The organism is Algoriphagus sp. (genome assembly GCF_030694375.1).
Taxonomy (GTDB): Bacteria; Bacteroidota; Bacteroidia; order Cytophagales; family Cyclobacteriaceae; genus Algoriphagus.
Genome location: NZ_JAUXYL010000013.1, coordinates 108,549 through 134,345 on the forward strand (window position 1 = coordinate 108,549; position 25,797 = coordinate 134,345).

Consider the following 25,797-nt stretch of genomic DNA (forward strand, 5'->3'; position numbering starts at 1 on the left):
ACGTAATTCAATTTAGTTCCAAACATTACTTTTATTCTCAATAGATGGAAAATACAATCGACATCGGATTAAATTTTAGTGAAGAATTTCTTTCCCAGCTTTTTTCATTTACTCCCGAAAAATCAGCCGATGGAATGACTTCTCTGGAGACTTACATCGGGCATTTCATCAACCAAACGCTCCAACGAGATGGCTTATTTGGGGCCTGGGCCAAGGTCTGGAAAATCGGGGATAGCTACAACCTCAAAATCTCCAGCCCTCATCATGACCTAAGTCAGTATCGCCAATGCATTCCTGACTTCATCGAGGCCGGAACACTTGCCTTGGAGATCCTCCAACAAAATCAGGAAAAGCTCGATCAGGTAATAAAAACCACGGGCAAGGGAATGCAATTCATGCTGCCTTGGGGACTTTCTTTGGCTAAAGTCAAATCGGTACAAATGCTGCATTTTCCTCCTATTGAAGCATTTATCTACTCAGATTATATTTTTTCACCAACCAACCGACGCTGGGAAAACTTATTGGGATACAACGATTTGAACCCAGCCGATTTTCCCAAATTTGAAAGCATTGTGGACTGTGTTCCAATTGGAGCTCCCGGAGGTGACATGCAGGGAATCGAACCTTTTAATGACACTTTCGCACCATATGTCAAAAAGATGCTTCAGGCGCGCCTTACCTCCGATGGGTATCACACTCAGCCGGTTGTCGCTTGTGGGTCACCAGTACATGATTTGCTACAAAAATTGTTTCCGGATCAGATTCCCGAAAAACCCAAGACACTTTCTGTACTGAAGCTCAAACTCTACGATGATGACACCATCACTCCATTCCTAATCGCCAACCACCCCAGTCAATACCTTTATTATACCAATAAGCCCTATTCCGATGAAAAAAGGGAGATTTTAATGCAGGACTTAATTGCAACCGGATGGCAGGCAAGAATGACGGAAAACTTCAACGGAAGATCAGAGGAAATTCTCGAATCCCTGAACGTATTCTGGACTGATAATCCCGATTTCCAAAGAATCATGGATCAGGAAGACAAAGCGTACAATTTCAATCAATAGGAATGTTCTACTATTTCGGATACGGGTCAAATATGAATCTGATTTCTCTGAGAGCAAAAGGAGTGGATCCAATCCATTCCCAAAAAGCAATCCTTAGAGGCTGGAAACTTACATTTAATGTCCAGCATTGGTTTCGGCACGAGGGAGGAATGGGAAATATAGCACGCTCCAGTAATGAGGATGACCTAGTCGAAGGTGTGGTTCATTTGTGCCACGATGATCAGCTTGCTTCGATGGATGCTATGGAATCATTCGGGGTAGCCTATGACCGCGTTGAGGTACAATTGGAGACCGCCTCTGGCATAGTAAAAGCATTTGCCTATATCGGCATGCCGGATTACCTGGATAACTCTTGTCTTCCCACCCGCAGGTATTTAAACATCCTGTTGAAAGGGGCAAGGGCCGCAGAACTTAGTGAATCTTATATTTACAACCTTAGCTCCCACTCGCTTTTACCTGAAATCGTGTATCCTGTATTTGAAGCTCCTGCTGGAAATTTCCCGATTTATACTTCGGAAACTTTGGCCCAATACAAGCACCTTACTGCGCTGCTGGGAGCAGTTTTCGACATGAGCAAAGCCCGGCCAAAATTGAAAGTGATTGAAGGGCTATTTGGAGGCAAAGACATGACGCTTTTTCACCTGAAGCGACATGATACCAGCACCGGGACTGAAACCTTGGAAGAAGTCAAATTGGGCCGAATTTCGAAACCCGTCCAACACTACCTAAATGCCTATTTGAATGAGTATAATAAAGAATTCAACTATGCAGGGAGGTATCTATATGATCCTGCTTAACTTGTACATTTAAAGATATTTAAGAAAAACCAAACAACTTTAACCCAACCAAACAATAACATGAAAAACTATCAAGAGGCCATGCCCCATGGCCCAATTCAGGAGGTTTTTAAAGATGTATTTTTCGTTACCGGGACGATGAAAAATGAATTCTTTGGTTCAATGTGGCAATTCAGCCGCAATATGACCGTAGTTAGGGAAAACGGAAACCTTACGATCATCAACTCTGTCCGACTGAAAGATGAAGCCCTGGCCGAGCTCGATCGTCTGGGTAAGGTAATCAATGTGGTAAGGATCGGTGATATGCACGGAGTGGATGATCCGTTTTATGTGGATCGCTACAAGGCTAAATTTTGGGCAATGCCTGGCATGCGAGTTCAGGAGGGATTGACTGTCGACAAGGAACTCCGGGAAGGCGGAGAAATGCCTTTCGGTGACTGCACCTTATTTGAATTCAAAACTGTAGCCAGACCCGAAGGTATCCTCCGGCTCGATCGTGAAGGCGGAATCATGATTGCCTGCGATTCGCTTCAAAACTGGGTGGAACCGGATCAGTTTTTTGATGAGGAAACTGTACCTACCATGGAAAAAATGAATTTCTTCAAAAAAGCCGGACTTGGACTTGCTTGGCTTCATGAAAGCCAGCCAAAACCTGAAGATTTTGAACGATTGAAAAAAGTCCAGTACAAACATGCATTATGCGGACATGGGTATCCACTGAAGCACGAAGCACAAGAAGAATATCACAAAACTATTGCACAATTTTTCAATATTTGATTTGTGAAAAACCTCCACGATATACCACTGACTGAAGATATCCCAGGATATGTCGTGGAGGAAATTATCAAAGAATCCTTTCCCCATATTTTGTACCTCGCCTCCAGAAAAAAAGACGGCGTTCAGGTAGTCTTAAAAACTTTACTTGACCAATATCCCAAAAAAGAACACTTATCCAGTCTTCGTAGAGAATATCAAATCATCACCAAACTGCAGGGAGAAGGGATCATTGCGGTAAACGCTTTGGTCAATTTCGGAAATGGCAAATCGGCCATTGAAATGGAACGGTTTGGAATCTCTCTCGAAGAACATAGTGCAGCCTTTCCAGGTCAAATTTTACCCCTTGACCAATTTTTTACACTTGCTATTCCTCTGGTTAAGTCTCTGGGCAATATGCACGAAAAAGGGATTGTTCATAAAGATCTCGTCCCGCGAAATATTCTGATCGATCCCCACTCCGCCGATTTTCGGCTGATTGATTTCAGTGCTTCATCTGAGCTTTCCAGAGAGCATCAGGATGTTGCTTTTCTAAACAATATCGAAGGCTCACTTCCCTACATGGCACCGGAACAAACCGGAAGAATGAACCGCGACATTGATTACCGGACAGATTACTATACGCTCGGCATTTCTTTCTTTCAACTTCTCACAGGCAAGCTTCCATTCAATGCCAAAGATGCCTTGGAGTGGGTTCACTGCCACATCAGCAAGCAAGCTCCCGCGCCTGTAAGCATTGATGGCACCATTCCAAAAATGGTATCAGCCATCATCGAAAAACTGATGGCAAAAAATGCCGAAGACCGTTACCAAAGCAGTTTTGGACTGGTATTGGACTTGGAAAAAGCGCGTGAAAACTTCCAAAACGGGGTAAATCCGGATGCTTTTTCGCTGGGCCTTTCGGATGTTTCCCAGCTTTTTCAAATTCCTCAACGCCTCTATGGAAGAGCTCAAGAGCTTCAAAAGCTGGAGACTTTCTTTGAAAATACCAGCTCAGGTTCAGTGGAATTCTGTTTGGTGTCAGGCTACTCAGGCGTCGGAAAATCTGTATTGGTCCAAGAATTAGGTCGGTCCATTGCCAAAAAAAGAGGATACCTCATTCACGGAAAGTTTGATCAGTTTCGACAAAATGCCGCTTATATCGCGATAGCAAGTGCATTTCGGGATTTGATCCGGCAATTGTTGGGCGAACCCAAAGAACGACTGGACGAATGGAACACAAAAATATCCTCCGCACTCGATACCAACGGACAACTGATAGTGGATTTGATTCCCGAATTGGAACTGATCATCGGAAAACAGGCCCAGGTACAGGAACTTTCTCCGGCAGAAACCCAAAACCGGTTTTTGATACTCTTTCTGAACTTCGTTAAAGTTTTTGCTACAGCAGATCACCCCTTGGTTATTTTTCTTGATGACCTGCAGTGGAGTGACATCCCTACTCTCAACCTGATCAACAGATTGGTCACCGCCCAAGAACAAAGTCACTTGTTGTTGATCGGTGCCTATCGCGACAACGCCGTAGATGCCACCCATCCCTTGATTTTGACTTTGGAAGAAATCAAGAAAAAGCGAAACGTGGGAATGCTTCCACTTCAGCCGCTAACGCAAGAGGCCGTAGATCAGATCATCATGGACACCTTACTTTGCGACCATTCAAGATCTGAATCCCTCAGTGCTGTATTGTATGAAAAGACTGGTGGAAATCCATTTTTCACTATCGAATTGTTGAAGGACTTGCATGAACGGGGAGTCATCGTTTTCAATCTGAATAAAGGAGCATGGGATTGGGATCTGAATGCCGTAAAAAATGTTGAAAACAGTGATAGCGTGATTGATTTTTTGGTTTCGGGTCAGCACAGATTGAATGAATCAACGCAACATGTCTTACAATTGGCAGCTTGTATCGGTGCTACATTCGACCTCAAAACCCTTTCTATAATCCGTGAAGGAAGTATGGAAACTACCGCGGCAGAACTGTATGAGGCCATCAAATCCAACATGGTCATTCCGCTGAATGAAAACTATAAATATGTAGGGGTTGCATTTGCCACGAAAAACGAAGAAATACAAGACTTTAGCGAAACTGGCTCTGATCTTCTCAATCCGATCTACAAATTTCAACATGACCGCGTGCAACAGGCTGCCTATTCTACGATTCCAAAGGAAAAGCGGCAGGCCTTACACCTTTCTATAGGAAGGTTGATACTTGCCCACACGACTGCAAAAGAACTCGACGAGGTCTTGGTAGATGTGGTCGGTCACTTAAATGAGGGTAGGACTTTAATTCATGATCCCAAAGAACGCAGGGAATTTTCCCGCCTGAATCTGGAAGCTGGAATCAAAGCCCGTCATTCTTCTGCCTATGACGCCGCACTGGGTTATCTAAAGATCAGCTTTGAAATGCTGGATGAAAATTCCTGGGAAAATGACTACGCGCTCATGTGGAGACTCAGTGAAGAATTGCAAAGCTGCTATTACCTGACCGGAGATTGGAAAAATGCGGATGACTGGACCGAAGTCATGCTCAAAAATGCAAGAACACCTGTTGAAAAAGGGCTGGTCTTGGCAGTAAGAACTCGGCAGTACGCCACTATCGGTAAACTTCCCGAATCTATAAAAGCCGCCTATCAGGGACTTGCCATTCTGGGGTTCAATTTTATCCAAGTTCCCGACTCCAAAAATGTCGCCGAGGAAGTCCAGCTTGTCACTGAAAACCTCAAGGGAAAAGAAGTCGCTGACCTCATCAACAATCCTGAAATCACTGACGAAAAAGCGAAAATTGCCAGTCAACTTCTGATGGAAATTTTTCCGGCAGCTTTCCTTTCAGGGACCGGCAGAATGTTTCCCTACCTGGTGCTGAAATCTGTCAATATCGCATTAAAATACGGCAACAGTCCTGAGACGGCCTTTGCCTATGCAGGCTATGCCATGCTCCTATCGGGGTATTTTGAAGATCCCGCTGAAGGCTATAAATACGGTAAACTGGCTGTGAATCTGATTGAAAAGTTCGACGACATTTCCCTAAGGTCTAGAATCATCTATGTCTACACCATGTTTGTCCATCACTGGAGCAATCACTGGTCCAGTATGACGACTTGGTTTCAACGAGGCATCAAAGCCGGCTACCAATCCGGTGACTTATTGTATTTGGCATACAGTGCGCAGGATTGTATCATCTGGGATCCGACCCTTGATTTGGAAACTGCCTCCCGGGAACAGCGAAAACTACTCGTCATTGTAAAAGAATGTGAGTACCAGGACTCCTATGATTCCGGCACACTCTTTCTGCAAATGCAGCAAAACTTCCAGGGACTGACCAAAAGTCAATTCACATTGACTGATGAGAATTTTGACGAAATGGAGTGTGTGAGCGGGATGTTGGAGCGGCATTTCATGACCGGAATCGCTAATTACCACATCTATAAAGCAGAAATTCACCTATTTTACAATGATCCTGCAGGGGCAATGCCTCATATTAAAGAACAGGAAAAATTGATGGCATCCGTGATGTCATTACCCCAATCCGTGAGATTTCAGATCGTCGCATTTTTAGTCAGATCGATGCTGCTTTCCAATCTGGAATTGGAAGAACAAGAGTCGGTAATTTTAATCTTGCACCAAGAGCTGGAGAAAATGGCCAAATGGGCCAAAACTTGCCCTGAAAACTTCGAACACCTGCGATTACTAATGGAGGCCGAACTTAGCGGCCATTCAGGCAGAATCAGCGAGGCCTTGCATCTGTATGAACAATCCATCCAACATGCCAATAAAAATGGATTTATAAGAGACGAAGCTATGGCAAACGAACTGACTGCCCAGTTTCTGATCCGAAACGCTTTGCCGAAAGCTTCCGAAGGGTACCTGCTTGCCTCCCATTACCTCTACTATCGATGGGGAGCTTACAGAAAAACCCAGGAGATGGAGAAAAAATATCAGGTTTTCAGGACTTCTTCACAATACAACAGCTCCTCTTTGTCCCGGCAAAATTTAAGCGCGCCAGGAACCATGGGTTCTGATTCGCTCAATGCAGATTTCTTGGATATGAGCTCCGTTTTTCGAGCTTCTCAGATAATTTCCGGGGAGTTGGTGTTGGGAAAGCTACTGAAAGCAACTTTGCAAATCCTAATTGAAAATGCTGGGGCCAAAAAAGGATTCTTGGTCGAACAGAAGGATGGAACTTTGGTGGTACTGGCACAAAACGATGCGGATCATCCAGAAGAAGTTATTCCTGTCCAAGTCGCTGGAAAAGCAGATCCATCCTTAATTCCCACTTCCCTGATCAACACGGCATTGCGAACCAATAAGCCGATTGTGATCGGGAATGCCCGTGAGCAGAACTCCTTTTCCTCAGATCCCTACATCATTCATCAGAAGCCACTTTCAATGATGTGCGTGCCACTTTCCACACATAATCAGGGAAATGTAGCAGTCTATCTGGAAAATAACCTGACGCACAGTGCTTTTACAGAGGATCGGGTCAAAGTAATCAAATTGCTGGCTGCCCAAGCGGCCATTTCCATCGAAAATGCCCGAATCTACGAACAGCAAGAAAAACTCCTGAAAGCACAGCAGCATTTTGTTCCTATTCAATTTCTGAAGCACTTGGGACATAATGACATTGCCAAAGTTAAACTGGGAGAATCGGTCTCCATGGATATGTCAGTCCTCTTCTCTGACATTCGGAATTTCACTCCTTTGGTAGAGTTACTCACGCCGCAATCTGTGATTGAGCTACTTAATGAATACTTCAACCACCTCGGGAAACACATTTCGGAGTCTGGTGGATTTATTGACTCTTATTCAGGAGATGAGTTTTTGGCACTTTTTGCTGTTCCTGCACAGCAAGCTGTAGAGGCCGGAGTCAACATGGCTGCAGCACTTCGGAAATTCAACCTGGAATCCGAGTTCAAGGGCCGTCCAATCCTGAAAATGGGTATCGGAGTCAATACAGGCCCTTTGGTCTTGGGGACGATGGGGGCATACGACCGAATGCAATGTTCTGTGTTGGGTGATACCGTCAACCTGGCCTCCAGGATCGAGCAACTCACCAAAGTCTATGGTGCCCAATTTCTGATCGGGGAAAATACCTTTCAATCTTTGGGAGATCCTGATCAGTTTTCCATCCGAATGGTAGACCGAGTAGCTGTAAAAGGAAAAGCACAGGCGGTAAGCCTCTACGAGGTAATCGACGCAGAAAGCCCGGAGCGGAAAGAAATCAAAGAAGCGACAAAAAGCCTACTCCAAGCCGGCATGAATGCCTATTTCGGCAGGGACTTTGCCTTAGCCTTTGAAATTTTTTCAAAAGGAACGCTCCAAGATGCAGAGGATCCGGTGTTTGAAATTTTCATCAATCGGTCTCAACGATATCTCGAAAACCCTCCACCGGAAGATTGGAAGGGGTATGAGAGCCTCTTTTCCAAATAGTCTCACAGTGACCTATTTTTCTTACCTTAAAAGAAAATAGATACGGGTACAGGCATAGCTTTTAAAACCACTCAATAAAGGACCACGATAAATGGATTTTTTTTCTCGCAACAAAATGGAAACAATTTCATGAAGGCTTTTCGACTAGGCGTAGTAATGGATCCCATCGAATCCATCAATCCAAAAAAAGACACTTCACTTGCACTCATGATCGAAGCACAGTCAAGAGGCTGGGACTTGGTTTATCTTGAGATGAAAGACCTATTTCTAAGAAGCGGTCGTGCAGAAGCAAGAATGCGTCAGGTCAAAGTCTTTGATGACCCGCATCATTGGTATGAAATCGGAGTTGAAACCTACGGCAGTCTTTCAGAATTGGATGCCATCATGATGCGAAAGGATCCTCCTTTTGACATAGAATACATCATGGCAACTTATATTCTCGAACGTGCCGAATCCGAAGGCGTGTTGGTCCTCAATCGGGCCCAGTCACTCCGCGATGTCAATGAGAAGGTTTTCACGGCTTGGTTTCCTCAGTGCTGCCCTGCCAGCCTATTGACACGTTCTAAATCGGCCATTAAAGATTTTCTCCAAACTCATCACAAAATCGTCGTAAAACCCACCGCTAAAATGGGGGGACAGTCAATTTTTGTGATTGCAGAAGGAGACCCGAATACCAATGTCATCATCGAAGAATTGACCCAACGGGAAACCTGCTACATACAGGCACAAGCCTATATTCCTGAAATCTCGACTAAAGGCGACAAGCGAATCATATTAATCGACGGAGAGGCCGTGGAATATGGCATTGCACGAATCCCGGGAGCAGGTGATCATCGCGGAAATCTAGCCGTCGGAGCTACCGCAGAGGGATTTGAATTGACTGAACGGGATAAATGGATATGCGCTCAAATTGGCCCGGAACTAAAACAGCGGGGCTTGTTTTTCGTCGGAATCGATGTAATCGGAGATTACCTGACTGAAATCAATGTGACCAGCCCTACCGGCATCAAAGAAATCGGCAAAATTTTCCACATCAACATTGGCGCAAAATTTTTTGAGGCACTTGAAAACAAGCTTTCCACCCAGAAAAATAAACCATGATTTCGCCCTTAAGCAACCAAACAGCTCAGGTCGTAGATTGGTGGTTTATTTACAAATTACCCATCAAAATCGGACCCCATAAGAACAGCACCGGTTTTGAATTTTTGTACTCAGATTCGCTTCCCGAAAACGGATTGAAGCTTTCGCCTATTTCACTGGATCATCCCGAGTCAGCCTTGGGTTTGACTTTGGAGCAAATTTTTTCCCCAGATTCAGGCTACGGATATATACTCTGGAACGACGAAATCCCCCCAACTCCGGGAAATCCTAAGCCCAAAAACAAAGGATCCATGGGACATACCAAAGGAATTTTAGCCTTTTCCAAAAAATCCAACAGTGGATTTTATTTGCTTCATTCTACGCCAAGATTCCCTATTCCGGGTGCTACCGTTCTTCCCGATTACGAACGGAAATTTGGACAAACCTATCTTTGTGTAAGCTTAAAGGATTATGACACTGCAAATCAGATTGCTGGAATTTTGCATTCCCAGCATGAGGCACAAGTCTATGCGAGCCACCTACCGGAGACCGATCCTGATGAAAATCTCTCCAAATTCGCAAAAAGTGAAACTGTAGATAAACCCATTCAACCTATTCATTTTCAATTTAATACTCACAATGGAATCGAGTTTAACTTGATAGCCAAAAACAGGAGATGGAGCAAAGCTCCAAAGGGAAGTAAAGTCGGAAGGGACTTCTGGAAGGATCTGATTGGCCCTACGCTTAAGTGTGACATAGATGTGGAATCCTGGCGGAGAGGCATCGTATTCGGTGATTTGGATTCCGAAGTACAGGATATTACAGAGGACATTGTGGATGTGGATCTCAGCAAAATCGGATTGGCAGGATTTTCTTGGGCATTCGAAAAAGACCATGCGAAATGGGGAATTACTCCGAGTATCGAACCGGGATACATTATCGTATCCGACATCAACCGACAACTCAGCCAAGCCAACCGTGGCGGAGGCGGTTTGGCTTTTCGGGATACCGACCTTTGGAATTTCCTTGATCAAATCCAGATTGTTGAAAAAAATATTGAATCCGATCCTCACAAAGACCTATCCTAACTGAATACTTTTTTGTCATCTGAACCAATGAAAATTGAAAAACTTACGCTCGATGGATGTCGAAATTTTCTCGCGCAAACTCTTTTTGAACCTAAGACTGATTCGGGTGCGTCTCAAAAAAATTCGGATAAAATAGGCGTTGAACTGGAAGCTTTCCCTGTTCGGTTTACAGACTATGAAAAAACTAAAGCTATTCCAATCCCGCTGAAAGGTGAGAAATTATCCTTGCATCAAGAACTGGAAAAAGCCTCCGTCTTGATGGATGGAAAAGTTGATTTTAGCAACAATGGAAGTCTCGCTCCAATCAGATTCCCGAACGGAAGTTTGTTTCAATATGAGCCGGGAGGACAACTGGAAATTGCCACCTCTCCCTGTAAAACCCTGCCGGAGTTGATCGCTCAGCTCAGACTTCAACAGGATATTTTAGACCGTATTACAAGCGAACATCAGATATACTTTTCCCAATTGGGCACAAATCCATGGTTTGATCTCACACAAATCGGACTTCAATTAGACAAGCCCCGGTACCGGGCATTGCAAGAATACTTTTCCCGATTGGGTCCATATGGTGTTCAAATGATGCGGCAGACTTGTTCGCTTCATGTCAATCTAGACCTGGGATTGGCTGAATCAACCCAAGTTAAACGGATTGTGGCGGCAAATCTTTTGGCACCGTTTGCCACGGCAATTTTCGCCAATTCAGGGATTTTGGAAGGGAAAATTACCACTCGGAAATCACATCGAAGCTATCTGTGGCAACAACTTGATTCCTCAAGAACAGGGATAAGAGGACTTGAACCCTTTGATGGACTACCCGAAAAAAGTCAGCTAATAGAAACGTATCTGGATTTTGCCATGAAGGCTCCAATCCTTCATATCAAGGCCTTGGGAGATCGTGTTTTCCCGGTTGATTTCACTTTTGACTCTTGGTTAAAAAATCCTATCGCGGGACTTTCTCCATCATGGGACGACTTGGAAAATCATCTATCCTTACTTTATCCTGAAGTAAGAATTAAAGGATTTTTGGAAATCAGAACGGCAGATGCATTACCCCGGGAATGGCAATTGGTACCTGCATTTTTTTATACAGGTCTTCTCTATTCCAATGATTCCTTGGAAAAAGTGTTGGAATTGCTTTTGCCATTTCAGAAAGAAATCAACGCACTTTGGGAGAAATCATCCTTTGGATTTGAATCCAATGAGATCTTTGGAATATCCGGTAAATTGATGAAGCTGGCTTTGGACGGGATGGCTGGCTTCGAAGAGGAATTTGCCTGCAAGGATTCGAAATTAAATTTGGAAAATTATTACAACACCTTCACCTCACAACGAAAATCTGTTGCTGAAGCGACGGTTGCAAGATTTTTAGAAGGTAAATCATTGATTTATTGATTCATTATTCTAACTTCTGGATTATTCTATTCACATATTTTTAACCCAACAAATCTTACATGACCGATTTTTCCCCACTTCAAAAAGTCATTCCTGCCATCAAATCAGAAAACCTGCTGCCGATTGTGGTTTTTGACTTGGACGACACACTGTTCTCAACTGCCCGCAGAAACTTGACCATTATTCAGAATTTTGCCGCGGACCAGGGAGATCAATTTCCTGATTTTGCAAAAGTAGCTGCCAAGCTGAGCCTCTCCGACATGAATTGGAGTGTGAAGTTTGCACTTACCCAAGCCGGATTAGATGCTAATTCTGCCTCAATCGCCCCTTTCATTACCTATTGGGGCAATACTTTTTTCACCGATGACTATGCTTCACTTGATTTGCCAAATCCCGGCGCTGTCGACTTTGCAAATGCCTGCCATGATGCCGGAGCGATGATATTCTACCTCACCGGTCGACATATCGGAGATCCCGGGCTGAAAAACGGAATGGGACTGGGAACTGCTCTGGATTTTACCAATAGAGGATTCCCATTTTGGAAAGGCCGTTGCGAATTGAAATTGAAAAAAGAGAAAACCCAAACCGATGTGGACTACAAATCTGAAGCTTTGGCTGAGATCAACTCCTTAAAGGGTACTGTTGTGGCGACCTTTGACAATGAGCCTGGAAACTCAGTTTTATTCAACCAACATTATCCAAATGCATTGAACTTTTGGGTGAAAACCACCTGGAATCCCAATGATAAAGTCAGTACTGAGGGACTGAATGTGATTTCTGACTTTTCAAATTGGCAGACTCCTGCAAGCAACTATTCATCCCAAAAACCATGACCTCTTATCGTTATTCTCTCGGGCCTGTCCGGGCACTGAATGAGCTTTTTCCTGCGGCAAAATTCGCCAATAAAGACCTGGATTTTAAAACCAGGGCTGATGTCATTGCCCATTACACTAAAAACTCCCTGGCAGCAGACAGGATCAGCGGCATCGATCAGGTGAATGTCAAAAAAGAAAATGGAGAATACATCATCGAACTCAGCGGTACGGCATCATTGGAAGTTTTAAAGACATTTGGAAATCGCCATTTCCGGATATTCGATGCTTCCCATTCACAAAAAGCCATTCGAGGCAAGAAATTGATGGAACGCTTTGGCGTTTGGAATCCCATGAACAACTACTCCGTCAATAAAAATCCAAATGACGGCACCTCCAAGTGGACGCTTTTTCCACCCTTGGGACTAAACGTGATCGGGCAAAAGGGATTGCTTTTACTTCATTATCCACCTTGGGCAGTGCTACAGGCAGGTACTTTTGAAAACGCCATGACGATGCAGCGTTGGGGAAGGATGCTATCAGCGGCCGGAGTCCCGCCTGATGAAGTCGATCTTTACAAAACCTTCATCGATGTCAATCCGGTGGCTGCCCCGGGTTCGGGCGAAAGTGAATATCCAAATGACTACATGCCGATCATGATGGCTTCTGCATTCTTTGACGGGCCAAGAGACCGGGATTACATCAAATCCATGTTGGAACTTTACCTGAGTCCTCCGGGATGGCCCGAAGACAGCAAATACACTTTGCCCCTTTTGATTTGCGGCTCACCGCTCTATGATCCACAGGCTCCGGGTTGGTTTAGGACGGCTTACACGGATATCTTACCTACTGATACAGGTGAACAAAGTGGTGTCCCCTACTCCATTCCACTGGTCGATGTGATGCAGACAGGTAAGTTTAGAGTCTTCCCTGATTCCAAGCGTGAAACACCTTATTTCATCGGGAATCACATGATTGCTGCCGGAGTGACCGGAAAATGCACCAAAGACCCATCGCAGATTCCTGATATCAGACAATATGAAGCGCAGGATTTAGTGGCGGCAACTTTCCTGAAACTCTATACCGAAAATCCGAATCTGGAACCCGAAGACGCCAAGGCACAAGCCTGTAAAAGATGGTATGGAAACGAAACCGGAACCGGGGCTCCGACGCCTCCGGACCCTAAAGATGCCCTCACATTATGTGCGCTGGCTCAAATGGATCTATTTTTCACTCCAAATCCTCCCAGTCCAACTTACAACTTCGATCAGGCTTGCAAGCGCTGTCAGGAGGCAAAGGAAAAAAACAATCCCTGCGGTGATCCCATTGGTCCTACCGATCCTCGGAAACTTTCTTGCTGATTAAGAATGGAATGGGTTAAAACCCCATTCCTATTCAAAAATCAATTCTCATCTGAATTCCGGCCCATGAATTCCCTCCAGCTTTAGCTGGGGGATTATCCCCAATTTCCAAAGCAATTCCGGCTTTAGCCAAACCATTCTTTTTTGGATCTTTCAAATCAATTTTTTCAAACCCAAACTTTCTGAACCTCGATCGAAGGTTCATTTTTTTCCAGTCTGGAGTTTCCATCACCTTTTTCTATATTAAGGATTCGAATTATCATACCGATTCGTCTGATATTCTCCCACAACCCAATCAACCTCAAGCCTATGTATCCAGCACGTATTTCCTGGCTTTCGCTCTTTTGTCTTTTAGGTATTCTTTTCTACTGTAAGCCAAAAGCCCCCAAGCAAGCAGAAATCTCAACAGAACCTACCCTCCTTACACTTGTCCAAAATGAAGACGATGGCACCATTTCAGTTTATAGGCAGGGAGAAACAGATCCCCTTCTGACCCAAAATGCAAAAGATGATTTTCGTCCTTACATCCACCCCATTATTGCTCCCGATGGAAAAGGTGTGCTGACCGAATACAGTCCCGGCCACCATAAACATCAGACCGGACTCTACTGGGGCCTAACCCGGGTCAACGGCCGGGATTACTTTCACAATCCTCAGGACGATTATTGGAAAAAAGTAGCGCTGAATATCGTGGAGGAAAGCGGTCAACAGGTAAAATGGCAGACGATTTATCACCTTTTGGATTCCCTTGGAAATCCGGTGATGGAGGAAACCCAAAACTGGTCTTTGGCTGAAGTGAACGGGGAATATATCCTGGATCTGGAATGGAAAGGGGAAGCAAAAACGCAGGTGACGATTGGACAATATGACTATGGTAGTCTATTCATCCGAATGCCCTGGAAAGAAGGAATTGACGGCGAAATAATCAATGCGGCCCGACAAAAAAATGCTCAAGCAGAAGGTCAGCCTTCTATGTGGATCAATGTGGGAATGACGGTGGACAGCCGGGAAAACCGGGCCAACATAGCAGTTTTTGATCATCCGGAAAACAGAGGCTATCCCAATAAATGGCGCGTGGACGGTCAGTTGGGCTTGGGGCCCGCATTTACCAAGGACGGAGACTGGACCATCGATCAGGGCAAAACAGAGACCATCAAACTTCGCCTTTTAGTCCATTCCGGTGATATAAATGATGTGGCATTGACGGAAGCCTGGGGGAAATTCTCCGGCAGAGAAGGGATGTATTCGACCACCGAACTTTGGGGTCTGGCTCAACAAGAAGGGCGAAATGCGAAATTTCTAACTGCCCAAGAAGCGGTAGATGCGATGACTGTCAAGGCAGGATACAAAGTAAATGTCTGGGCCTCCGAACCCATGATGACCCAGCCCATGGCATTTGCTTGGGATGATCGGGGAAGACTTTGGATTGCCGAAAACAAGGATTATGAGTCCCGGGGGGACGGTTTCTCCAACTCCGGAGACAGCCGAATCCTAATTTTGGAGGATACCGATGGGGATGGAGTGGCGGACAGTCAGAAGGTGTTCATGGAAGGATTAGCTTTCCCTGCGGCAATCGCAGTGGGATTTGACGGAGTCTTTATCGGTGCACCACCCAATCTGATTTTTGTACCTGACAAAAACGGGGACGACAAGGCGGATATGAAAGACATCCAAATTCTGCTGACCGGCTGGGGAATCCGGGATCGCCACGAAACACTCAACAGCTTGCATTGGGGTCCGGATGGTTGGCTTTACGGCCTACAGGGTTTTGCTACCCCTTCCAAAATCCGTAAACCCAAGGATGATGGAGATTCCAAGCTTTATTACCACAAGGATCCTTTTCCGGAGGACCTTTTGGAAAAAGACGGAGTGGACATCAACGGTGGCGTGTGGCGCTATCATCCGGTCAAGGACAGGTTTGAGGTGGTAGCGCATGGATTCAGCAATCCCTGGGGGATTGACTACGATGCCAAAGGTCAACTTTTCATGAGTGCCTGTGTGATTCCCCACCTTTGGCATGTGGTACCGGGAGGAATCTACCACCGTCAGGGCGGGCAGCATTTCAATCCCTTCGTGTACGAGGATATCAAAACCATCGCCAACCACAGCCACCGTTCCGCCCATGGAGGCGCACGGGTTTACCAGTCCGATGCTTTTCCCAAAGAGGAACAGGGAAGGATTTTCATGGCAAACATCCACGAGCATGGTGTCCTGTCAGACATTCTGATCCCAAAAGGATCCGGATTTGAAGGAAAACACGGCGATGAATTCATGTTGGCCAATAATGCCCAATGGGTAGGATTCAGCATGGAGATTGGCCCGGACGGAGGACTTTACGCATTGGATTGGCATGACGCCGATATCTGTGGCAAAGAAGTGTTGAATGAGGAGACGGGCCGGATTTTCAGAATTATGCCGGAGAAATCGCTTGCGCAAAATTTCCCCGGCAGATACAGTGATTTGAATAAAATGTCGGATGCCCAACTGGTGGCTTTGCAGACCAATACTTCTGACTGGCATGCCCGCAGAGCGCGGGGCATTTTGCACAAGCGGGCGGTAAACAAAAAATTGGATACGAGGACCAATCCGGCCTTGAAATCGATTTTTGAAAAAGATAAAAATCCCGACTGGAGGCTTAGGGCCATGTGGACCCTGCATCAGACCGGAGGATTTTCAGAAAAGGAATTGATCAATTCACTCTCCGATGGCGATCCATACATCCGCGCTTGGGCGATCCAACTGCTCTGCGAAGACATGAAACCTTCTCCGGAAGCCCTGACAAAATTTAAGTCAATGGCAGCGAAAGATCCCTCCCCTGTGGTTCGGCTTTATCTGACTGCGGCATTGCAAAGAATCCCCACATCCGAAAAATGGGCATTGGCAGAAAGTCTGATTCAGCATGCCGAAGACGAGAAAGACCACAATCTGCCTAAAATGCTTTGGTATGGTGTCGAGCCCCTTTTTGCTCAAAGTGCAGATAAATTCCTTGAATTGGCTCCCAAATCCAAGCTTACTTTTGTCACCCAAAATATGGGCAGACGGGCTGTGGATGGAGATCAGATTGAAAAACTGGTCGCCTTGATCGGCAGAGGTGGCCCCAATACCGAATTGCTCATGTCGGGAATGCTGAGCGGAATGGAGGGACGAACAGATCTCAAAACTCCGGCTAACTGGAAGGCAGTAGCAGAAAAACTTCAAAAATCAGGAGGAAAACAGCAGGACTTAGCCACAGAAATTTCCAGTTTATTTGGTGATAAAGAAGCCACCCAACGCGCTTTTGCGATGCTGAAAAACAAATCAGCGACCCGAGATCAACGAATCAAAGCCCTGCAAACACTCAGCGCACAACAACAGAAAGGATTGCCGGCGGAAATCCCTGCCCTGCTGCAGGAACCAAGCATGAGACTAGACGCCATCCGATCAGTCGCGGCATTCGATAATGAGTCCCTGGGAAAACTACTTTTGGAAAACTATCCGAAATTTTCCCCCACGGAAAAACTTGAAGCCATGCAAACCCTGTCCTCCCGGGCGCGCTATGGAAATATGCTCACCCAGGAAATCAAATCCAAAAAAATCGCCAAGTCGGAAGTTCCAGCAAGTGTCGCCCGACAGCTGCTGCGGGTAGTGGGAAGTGGATTTATTGAAGTTTGGGGACCGATTGAGCAAGTGCCCAGCGACAAAGCAGCCTATGCCACCTATCGCGCTATGCTCAGTACTTCCGCCCTGAATTCCGCCAATCTCAAAACCGGAAAAACGGTCTTTTCAAAATCCTGCGGAAGCTGCCACAAAATGTATGGAGAAGGCGGAATCATCGGTCCTGATCTCACAGGATCCAACCGAACCGATCCGGAATATATCCTGATGAATGTGCTGGAGCCCAGTGCCGAAATTCAGGATGATTACAAAATGGTCGTGATCAATACCCGGGATGGCAGGACCTATTCCGGAAATATCATTTCGGAAAACGAACGCCAGGTCACCATGCGGATCGTAGGTCAGGATCAGCTTATCATTAACAAATCCGGCATCCTCTCCCGGGAAGTCACGGATGTGTCCATGATGCCTTCCGGCCTATTTGAAAATTTGACCAAAGAGGAGATTGTCAACTTGATGGCGTACCTGAAGACGAATAAGAGGGTGGAATGATTTTGGCCGAAAGGAAAGTTTGGTTTCTGAATTTAAAAAAGAGCTTGTCTCAAAAGGTCTGAAGATGTCAACACGACCATTCGACTACTGTCACCATGAGCGGAGTCGAAGGGTCAGGTTGACAAACAGCAATTATGAGACAGCCTCCTTTAAATTTCTGACTTATTTCTCCTCTTTGACAAGTATTACAGCAATTTCTGTATCCCGGATGGGCATCCGAAGATAGATCTTGTCCTTGTCAATTTTTCCGAAAAAAGTGGACGTGTTACCCATAAGTTCCATTTTGAACTGCATGTTTTTCCCTTTGATGGAGCCGTCTTTAATCGGGATTTCAGTTCCTTGAGGACTGATACTTTTGCCGTTTAGTGTTTCCCCGTCATATTCAAAGAAATAGACTACATCATATTGGCCCATGACTTTTCCAGTCCACTTACCATTGACATCCTGTGCGAAGGAGACCAAAGCGAAGGATAAAGAAAGAAAGATCGTTGAAAGTATTTTTTTTGTCATCTGCATTGATTGTTAAGAACATTGGATATACTCAAATCCAATAACCCGGGTTGTAAGGGTGACCAAATAATTCATTCTTTTTTGTGATTATCCGCTTTACTACCACTATCCCTTTTTGATAAAATGACCTCGACTTCGCTCAGCCACCGAATTTTGGGTTATGCCAAGAGGTTGTCTCAAATGGTCTGAAGATGTCAAGTCGAACCAAGTCGAGGTGAAATCAATATGAAATTCGGCCCCTAGTGTCATTGGGAACAATCATTTTCTTTTTCAAAAGGCTAAAATAGCCCAACTATTAAGCTTAAAATAGGGTACCTCGATCGCAATTGAAGAAATCTGGTCCACACTTACCTGAATTTCATCACTGGAATTCTTGGGGTTTAACCGGAATATATAGGTTAAAGCAATTCTAAGCCTTAACCCGAATAATTTCTCCTTTTATCCTTCCCTCCAAGCTCTTCAGATAAGCATCGGCAACTCTTTTCATGGAAACCGGCGTATGTCCGGGAAAGTAATCTTTATACTTTTCGTAAGAATCCTCCACAAGATCCGAACAAACTACATTTACCCTGACATTGTCCAATTCCAAAGCAACCGCTTTTACAAAGCTGTGCAACGCTCCATTTACCATAGCTGCGCTAGTACTCATATACACAGGATCATCAGCCAAAACTCCGGAAGTTAATGTTATGGATCCCCCAAAGGACACATAATCTTTACCCCATCGCACAAGGCTTACCTGTCCCATGAGCTTGTTTTTAAGCCCGTGATAATAATCCTCTTCTGTCATGTTTTCAAATTGATCCCATTTTGCCTCCCCTGCCACACAAATCACAGCATCAATCCTTCCCACGTTTTTAAACATTGCTTTAATGGAATCAACATTGGCCAAATCCAGTTGGACCATACCCGAATGCTTCCCTGCTAAGACAAGCTCATGTTTCAATTCAAGGCATTCCTTCAATCGTTTGCCAATAGTCCCTGAAGCACCAATGAGTAATACTTTCATATGATTATAATTTGTTTTTTAAATGCCATATGGAATGCCCAAAATAATCATTCCCCTGTGTGAGAATCTTTTCTCATGGGCATTTCATGTGTTTATAATTGTTTTTTAGCGGTCACATAGCCTGTCCCGATTTTTCATCGGGAGAATCTTCGCATGGATTATAATTATCTCTCTGTGTGTCACCTCAGGGGGCATGCCTGTCTGCCTCAGGCAGGCCTGCTTGTGGCAGAAAAGCTCGATTTCACCTGTTTATAATTTGATTTTTTTGGTCAGATGGAATCTCGCAAGTTTGATAATCATTCCAGTGTGTGACTTTTTAGTCTTGCCTGCCTGTAGCAGACAGGCTCGATTTCATCTCAGAATATAAAGGTTTTATTGAGCTTTAAGCCAATCCATTGACTATCCGCAAGTCTAACTATTTCCGACTGACCATTCATTTTTTTATTGTCAACATACTTGTTGATCACCAGGTAAATGAAACTCCCCTTACTGTATTGCCAGGAGGCTGTAAAATTGATTAAAGGCATTTTTTCTTCAAACCCATATTCGTGGGGAATGAACACATCATTGAATTGTAAAATTGAACGGATGTTAATGACATCATTTAGGTTATACTCTGCTTTTAATCGGTGAAAGGTCTGCACATAGCGCACTTGAAAGGCTGATCCTTCCAGTAAAACATTTTCTATTCCGTAGGTAAGATTGGCCTTCGATGATATTTTCCAAAACACATCTCCTTTTGTGTTCCGGCTTGCTGATTTTCTGATTTCGTAATTATTGAATTGGAGCATCAAGCCTACCTTTTTGGAATTATCGGTATTGATTTTAAATTCAAATGAACCCCTGCTTTGATTGGTGAGTAGGAAGGGTCCATAAGCATCCTGATGAATTACACTTTCTTTTCCTTCTACATTTCTGTATCGGAAATAATTGTTAATACCCGGTTGGTAGGTAAGCGCAAATTCTAAATTCCCCCATGCATCACTTGGATGTATAACTGTTTGCACGCGAGGTCTTAACACATAAAACTCAGTGTTATCCGCGTCGTAAAGTTCCTTTCTGCTTGCATGTATCCCAGTGGTAATTTGCCTCAGCAGTCCCTCTTTTGGGAAGTAGGTATAATTTGCCCATCCGGCATAAATTATTTCATTTGACAAGGTGTTATGGCCAACGATATTGGGATTATAAAACTCTGATTTATGATGGCTCCAAAGGCCAAGGTTCAGTTCTCTGCTTACCCACTGAACAGAATTGACAGTTTCAAATTCATTTTTACCTTTCTGACCATTGATCGTACCAAACCAATTATAGAAAGTGAGTCTGCGGTTGAACGCCCAAGCCCGCAGGTTAGTGGTGATATTATAATCTGTTCTTTCAGCATTATTTCGGACACCACTTACCGCTTCTGCGTGAAATGTTTTATTGTTGGTGTAGCGTACATTGCCCAAATACCAATGATTATCCTCTTTGTCCTTTACCCAAGTGGCATCATATTTAAAATTACCAATTACCTGTCTGAGTTTTATGCCTGCATTAATGTCTTGAATATTTCGTGTGTTCACTGCCAGACCAGGGTATAGGTCACTGGATTCGGTAAAAAATGGCCTACGTTCCGGTAATGACACCGGTACATCATTCATATTCACAATCACCGCATCGGCTTCTACCTGGGCAAAATCCGGATTAAAAGTAGCTATTATATTCATTGAAGAAGTAGGCCTGAACTTCAACTCCCCACCTGATTTCAGACCTGCCACAGATTGACCAGTTATGAGATCACGGTTAAATGATGAAAATAAATAAGGTGCAAATTGAACTGTAAGTTTTTGTTTTAAGTGTTTTAATCCCTCTACCTTATAAAAATCGTCAACCCGCAATGGATTATCTTTATCAATAATGCGATTTGCGGATTTTTCCTGAATAAGTGCAAAATTCCTGATAAACATTACTGCCCAGGTCTGCTCCTCCTTATTTTGAAAATTAATAGAGGATATGGGAAGTTGAAATTCAAATGACCAGTGATCCTCATAAATTTTTGTGGCTGTATGAAAAATGGCGTCCCATTTAAAATCAAAGTTATTATTCATCAATAAGCCATCTGCAATCCCGTTTGCCGGATTTATTATAAAAAATTGTGCGGCATTTCCATTGTTAAGCGGGTCAATCGCTACTAGTAACATATCCCCCTCATAAACGATTCCCGCATCTTTTCTGCCCGAACTGGCTTTAATCGTGCTCTTCTCCTGAAAAAGCTTTCCTGCTATATAGATATTTTCGAGGTCGTACATGAAATAGATTTCTGTCTTACCCTTTGCATCCATTAAAATATAAGGCTCAATTTGCTTGAATGATGAGAAATGGATGCCTTGGTAAAATGAACTGTCGATGATCCCGTCAATTACAGGTTTGGTTGGTGTTAAATAGGGTTCTGTATTGGCTTCCTTTGCCAGTAAGCCGAAGCAAAATGTTAGTTGCAAGAGAATAAAGGAGAAGAATCCGGCAATTGTCCCTGTGGAGTATCGGCCAGTTTTTAGAATTTTTTGATACTTTTTCATGCGCTCGTTGAGTTGATTTAAAATTTCAGCTTCAAGACGCAGAGGGTTTAAAAAGACGCAGGCGATCCTATTTTTCCTGTAACTTTTTAGGCTTTTTTTCAATAAGGGGAGTAGAATTAGACTGAAAGGCGGTTTAAATGAACAACAGGATAAGGTTTTATACTGTCATAGCTTATTCACTAGTTTGACCATTGTCCGAAATACGATAGCTGGATTACTTGTTTGGTTTACAGTCCCGGTAATATAGGCTTCTTTGTCAGGCAGGTAAAATGCCACTGAACCTACAGAACCACAATGACCAATTAATTCAGGAACTGCTTTAAAGGGAGACAATAATCTTGGGATATAAAACTTTTGAATTCCAATACCATACTTGAAAGGAAAGAATATAGCATTCCATTTTTTTAGCTCTTCAATAAATTCAGGAGTAAAATATTTACCGCCAAAAAATGCTCTGATAAATTTCATTTGGTCAGCCGCTGTACTTACAATGTCGTGATGTGTTGACTTCCAATAGCGGTTTATATCTATTTGGTTTTGTTTAAAATAAATGGGAGCACAATTGTCTGCTGAATTTGAAGGGAGAACAAAGGAATTGTTCATCTCTAATTCCTGAAAAACATCGGCTAATAAAACTTGAATAGGTTTATTCGTTACCACTTCTAAAACTCGATCTAATAGTCTAAAGTTGGTTTCAGAATAGCTTGCCTTGCCTTTAGTACCTGGAATAAATTTGGACTTCATCTTTTTTACTTCACTTACTACTTTGTCTATTGGCCAAGACTGGTCATGACCATTCAGTATAAGGTCCATATTCTTTTTGCCGTCAGGTCTTTTGTCAATAAGATAACAAGGCAAGCCCGATGTGTGTGAAATTAAATGCAGAATTGTCAATTCCCCTGAATAGTCTTTACTATTGTGAACCAAAAGTCCGTTGAGCGTTTCATTTGGTAAATAATTTGAGAGTTTTTCTTCAAGATTGATGGCCTTCTTTTGCCATAGCCTGAGGGTAATAAATGAGATGATTAACTTATTAATGCTGGCAATGTAATAGTGGCTTTCTGGAGAAATATTTCCAGAAGATGAAAATAAACTCATTGACTTGTCAGCTGATTCTATGTGAAAGACTGAACCCTGAATATTTTTATTTTTTGTTGTCTGTGCAACTATTTTATCCAAGGTCTCTTGTTTTAATAGTTTCATTTCAATTTTTATTTCAGATTTAATCGTTGCAGTGTTTTCAATATTTGGCACCGGCGGTTTCGGGCTTGGCAAAGGCGGGGACTTTCAGTACTAAACTCCATTAGATGCACAATGAGGATGGCTATCGGGATGATGTAAGCATTGAACCGCCACTTTTGGGTAGGTGCCGTTGAACTGACACCCTCCGGGTGAGCGAATTACCTAAATTCTGTTTAAATTCCGTCAAATCAAAATCAATCATTATGGAAACTAAAAAAAAACACCTTAGGGACTGTTGCCCTTAACGGTCCGGCACAGGAGTATCTGCTCAGACTTGCCTCATTTCTTGAAGCCAAGGCCTATTCCCCCATGACCATCCGCAACTATATGGCCGAGATGCGCCAGATCTTTGCCTATTACAACCATCTCAATCCCGAGCAGCTTACACAGGAACACATTGCCTCCTACATCAACTACATCAAGAAGGAACATGCTGTGGGCAGGGACAAATGCCGAATGACGGCCCAAAGCTGCAGCTTCTTTTTCAAGCACATCCTGCCCTCTCCCTATGTAGTTCCCCATGCCCTCTATCCCAGAAAAGAGTTCCGACTTCCCGATATCCTGACACAGGAACAGGTCGGACAGGTTCTCGGATCGGTTTCCAACCTCAAGCACAGGGCAATCATCGCTTTGTTCTATGGCACCGGAATCCGGCTCAGCGAACTCCGTTTTCTGGAAATGAAACATATTTCAAGGGCGGATATGCAGCTCAAGGTAGTGGCGGGAAAGGGAAGCAGGGACAGGTTCACCATCCTGCCGGCTGCCGTGCTTCCATTGCTTGAAACCTACTACAAGGCCTACAGGCCCAAACAATACCTTTTCGAGGGACAGACACCGGGCAGGGCCATGAATGACCGATCAATCCAGCATGCCATCCGCATGGCCATGAAGCAGGCAGGACTCGGACAGCATGCATTCTCCGCACATACCCTCAGGCATTCCTTCGCCACCCATCTGCTTGATGCAGGAACAGACATACACACCATCAAGCAGCTGCTCGGACACTCCAAGATAGAGACCACCATGGTCTATCTCCACCTGACCAAACAGCGCAGGGAAAAGCTCGTTTCCCCACTTGATATCTTGGGCTATGCCGGCTGAGACTGCTTTCCAGAACCTGTTCAGACATCCGTACATCCAAAATTTCAACCCCTACAGCAAAGCCGTGTTTGCCGACCTTGCCGCATGCCATACCGCTGCCAAAGGCTACCACCTCAGCAGGTGCGACAGGCAGGAATGCGGGAACCTGTCCCACAGCTACCATTGCTGCGGAAACAGGCACTGCCCCAATTGCGGAAGCATGAGACGGGATGCTTGGATAGAAAGCAGGATGGACGAACTCCTTCCAACCGCCTATTACCATATGGTGTTTACCCTGCCGCATGAACTCAATCCCCTGATCATGGGCAACAGAAGTAAGCTGTTCGACCTTTTGTTCCTGGCGGCTTCCCAGACGCTGCTCAAGCATGCCCGGATGCCCGAATACCTCGGGGCGGAACCGGGGATTACAATGGTGCTCCACACTTGGGGACAGGATCTTAGCTTTCATCCCCACGTCCACTGTATCGTCAGTGCAGGAGGTTTTGACGGACACCGGTGGATAGAGCCCAAACGCAAAAACAACCGCTTCCTCTTCCCCGAAAAAAGCATGGCAAAAATGTACAAGGCCATGTTCATGGAAGGGCTGGAAAAGGACAGTTCCATTACCTGGTTCGGTGACAAAAACTCCATCCTCAAAGCAATAAGGTTCAAAAAGTGGAACGTCTATGCCAAAGCCCCTTTTGGATCACCGGACCGGGTAGTGGAATATCTGGGCAGATATACACACAAGATCGCCATCACAAGGCACCGTATTCTGGAAGTCAACGCTACCCAGATCAGGTTCAGCTACAAGGACTACGCTGACGGTTCCAAAACCAAACAGATGCTCCTTACCCATCAGGAATTCCTCAGAAGGTTCGAGCAGCATGTTCTTCCGAAAAGGTTTGTCAAGATCAGACACTTTGGGTATCTGAGGCTTCAGGGAAAAGGTGAGAGGTTGGCACTGATCCGGTCAAAACTGAACATGGAACCTGAAAAACCAAAGGTGAAAATCCCTTTTCAAATAAGAATGCTGGAAAAGTACGGCAGGGATATCTTCAAATGTCCCTGCTGCAAGACCGGAAGAATGACAGTCATCTTCAATACAAGGGACAGGGCAAACAGGAAACCAAAACCCATAAGATCCACTCCGGCCCCATCTTGAGAACCAAAGGGACCAATGAAGACAGCGGCTTGGTCCAGGACATCCCAAAGCTAAAAAGCCCCATTTACTGGGTAGGGGATTTTATGTCCAAAACAGAAAATACTTCCAAAAAACACAGTTTATGCAACAGTAAAAAAACACTATAGACCAATAGCTGGCCTACTAATCCACCTAGCAGCCGTTTCACCCTGCGGATGTCAGTCAACAGCCACTAGCAAAAAGCCCTGAAAGATGAATGCATCAATCAGGGCTTTTTTTCAGGGGCTTTTCTCTAGTGGGCTAAATGTTA

17 protein-coding genes are annotated in these 25,797 nt (G+C 44.4%); 12 read left to right on the top strand and 5 right to left on the bottom strand.

Annotated features, from left to right (window positions below):
- Positions 1 to 44: 44 nt before the first annotated feature.
- The 9 genes from Q8M62_RS04205 (at position 45) to Q8M62_RS04245 (ending at position 13,801) form a co-directional block, all read left to right on the top strand.
- A complete protein-coding gene (locus tag Q8M62_RS04205) occupies positions 45 to 1,070 on the top strand; it encodes a hypothetical protein (RefSeq protein WP_304899067.1) in 1,026 nt (341 codons plus the stop codon).
- A 2-nt stretch (positions 1,071 to 1,072) separates the two neighbouring features.
- Entirely contained in the window at positions 1,073 to 1,867 is a 795-nt protein-coding gene (locus tag Q8M62_RS04210) for a gamma-glutamylcyclotransferase family protein (RefSeq protein ID WP_304899068.1), read from the top strand.
- 60 nt (positions 1,868 to 1,927) lie between these two features.
- A complete protein-coding gene (locus tag Q8M62_RS04215) occupies positions 1,928 to 2,644 on the top strand; it encodes a hypothetical protein (RefSeq protein ID WP_304899069.1) in 717 nt (238 codons plus the stop codon).
- 3 nt (positions 2,645 to 2,647) lie between these two features.
- Positions 2,648 to 8,068: an AAA family ATPase gene (locus tag Q8M62_RS04220; protein ID WP_305668031.1), complete on the top strand. Its 5,421-nt coding sequence runs from the start codon at positions 2,648 to 2,650 to the stop codon at positions 8,066 to 8,068.
- Positions 8,069 to 8,197: 129 nt separating this feature from the next.
- Positions 8,198 to 9,169, top strand: coding sequence for a glutathione synthase (gshB, locus tag Q8M62_RS04225; RefSeq protein ID WP_305668032.1), 972 nt, complete (start codon positions 8,198 to 8,200; stop codon positions 9,167 to 9,169).
- Entirely contained in the window at positions 9,166 to 10,236 is a 1,071-nt protein-coding gene (locus Q8M62_RS04230; protein WP_304899071.1) for a deoxyribonuclease II family protein, read from the top strand. Before gshB ends, Q8M62_RS04230 begins: the two co-directional genes overlap by 4 nt.
- A 27-nt stretch (positions 10,237 to 10,263) precedes the next feature.
- A complete protein-coding gene (locus Q8M62_RS04235; protein ID WP_304899072.1) occupies positions 10,264 to 11,628 on the top strand; it encodes a glutamate-cysteine ligase family protein in 1,365 nt (454 codons plus the stop codon).
- A gap of 59 nt (positions 11,629 to 11,687) precedes the next feature.
- Positions 11,688 to 12,461 (top strand): hypothetical protein, encoded by a 774-nt coding sequence (locus Q8M62_RS04240; protein WP_304899073.1) that lies wholly within the window; start codon positions 11,688 to 11,690, stop codon positions 12,459 to 12,461.
- The gene (locus Q8M62_RS04245; protein WP_304899074.1) at positions 12,458 to 13,801 is read left to right on the top strand and encodes a hypothetical protein; all 1,344 of its coding nucleotides are present in this window, start codon (positions 12,458 to 12,460) and stop codon (positions 13,799 to 13,801) included. The genes Q8M62_RS04240 and Q8M62_RS04245 overlap by 4 nt, the downstream gene beginning before the upstream one ends.
- A 34-nt stretch (positions 13,802 to 13,835) precedes the next feature.
- Here Q8M62_RS04245 and Q8M62_RS04250 read toward each other — a convergent pair whose 3' ends face one another.
- Entirely contained in the window at positions 13,836 to 14,006 is a 171-nt protein-coding gene (locus Q8M62_RS04250; protein WP_304899075.1) for a hypothetical protein, read from the bottom strand.
- Positions 14,007 to 14,110: 104 nt separating this feature from the next.
- On the opposite strand from Q8M62_RS04250, the gene Q8M62_RS04255 reads away from it, so the two are divergent.
- Positions 14,111 to 17,947, top strand: coding sequence for a PVC-type heme-binding CxxCH protein (locus Q8M62_RS04255; protein ID WP_304899076.1), 3,837 nt, complete (start codon positions 14,111 to 14,113; stop codon positions 17,945 to 17,947).
- A gap of 162 nt (positions 17,948 to 18,109) precedes the next feature.
- Here the strand turns inward: Q8M62_RS04255 and Q8M62_RS04260 are convergent, their stop codons facing one another.
- The 4 genes from Q8M62_RS04260 to Q8M62_RS04275 form a co-directional block, all read right to left on the bottom strand.
- On the bottom strand, positions 18,110 to 18,457 hold the full coding sequence (locus Q8M62_RS04260; RefSeq protein WP_304899077.1) for a hypothetical protein: 348 nt from the start codon (positions 18,455 to 18,457) through the stop codon (positions 18,110 to 18,112).
- Positions 18,458 to 18,866: 409 nt separating this feature from the next.
- Positions 18,867 to 19,466: a short chain dehydrogenase gene (locus Q8M62_RS04265; protein WP_304899078.1), complete on the bottom strand. Its 600-nt coding sequence runs from the start codon at positions 19,464 to 19,466 to the stop codon at positions 18,867 to 18,869.
- A 356-nt stretch (positions 19,467 to 19,822) separates the two neighbouring features.
- On the bottom strand, positions 19,823 to 22,021 hold the full coding sequence (locus Q8M62_RS04270) for a carbohydrate binding family 9 domain-containing protein (protein ID WP_304899079.1): 2,199 nt from the start codon (positions 22,019 to 22,021) through the stop codon (positions 19,823 to 19,825).
- 165 nt (positions 22,022 to 22,186) lie between these two features.
- Entirely contained in the window at positions 22,187 to 23,296 is a 1,110-nt protein-coding gene (locus Q8M62_RS04275; RefSeq protein ID WP_304899080.1) for a serine hydrolase, read from the bottom strand.
- A 231-nt stretch (positions 23,297 to 23,527) separates the two neighbouring features.
- On the opposite strand from Q8M62_RS04275, the gene Q8M62_RS04280 reads away from it, so the two are divergent.
- On the top strand, positions 23,528 to 24,364 hold the full coding sequence (locus tag Q8M62_RS04280) for a tyrosine-type recombinase/integrase (protein WP_304899082.1): 837 nt from the start codon (positions 23,528 to 23,530) through the stop codon (positions 24,362 to 24,364).
- Complete coding sequence (locus tag Q8M62_RS04285; protein ID WP_305668033.1) at positions 24,354 to 25,508, top strand: IS91 family transposase; 1,155 nt, start codon at positions 24,354 to 24,356, stop codon at positions 25,506 to 25,508. Before Q8M62_RS04280 ends, Q8M62_RS04285 begins: the two co-directional genes overlap by 11 nt.
- The last annotated feature ends 289 nt before the right edge of the window (positions 25,509 to 25,797 follow it).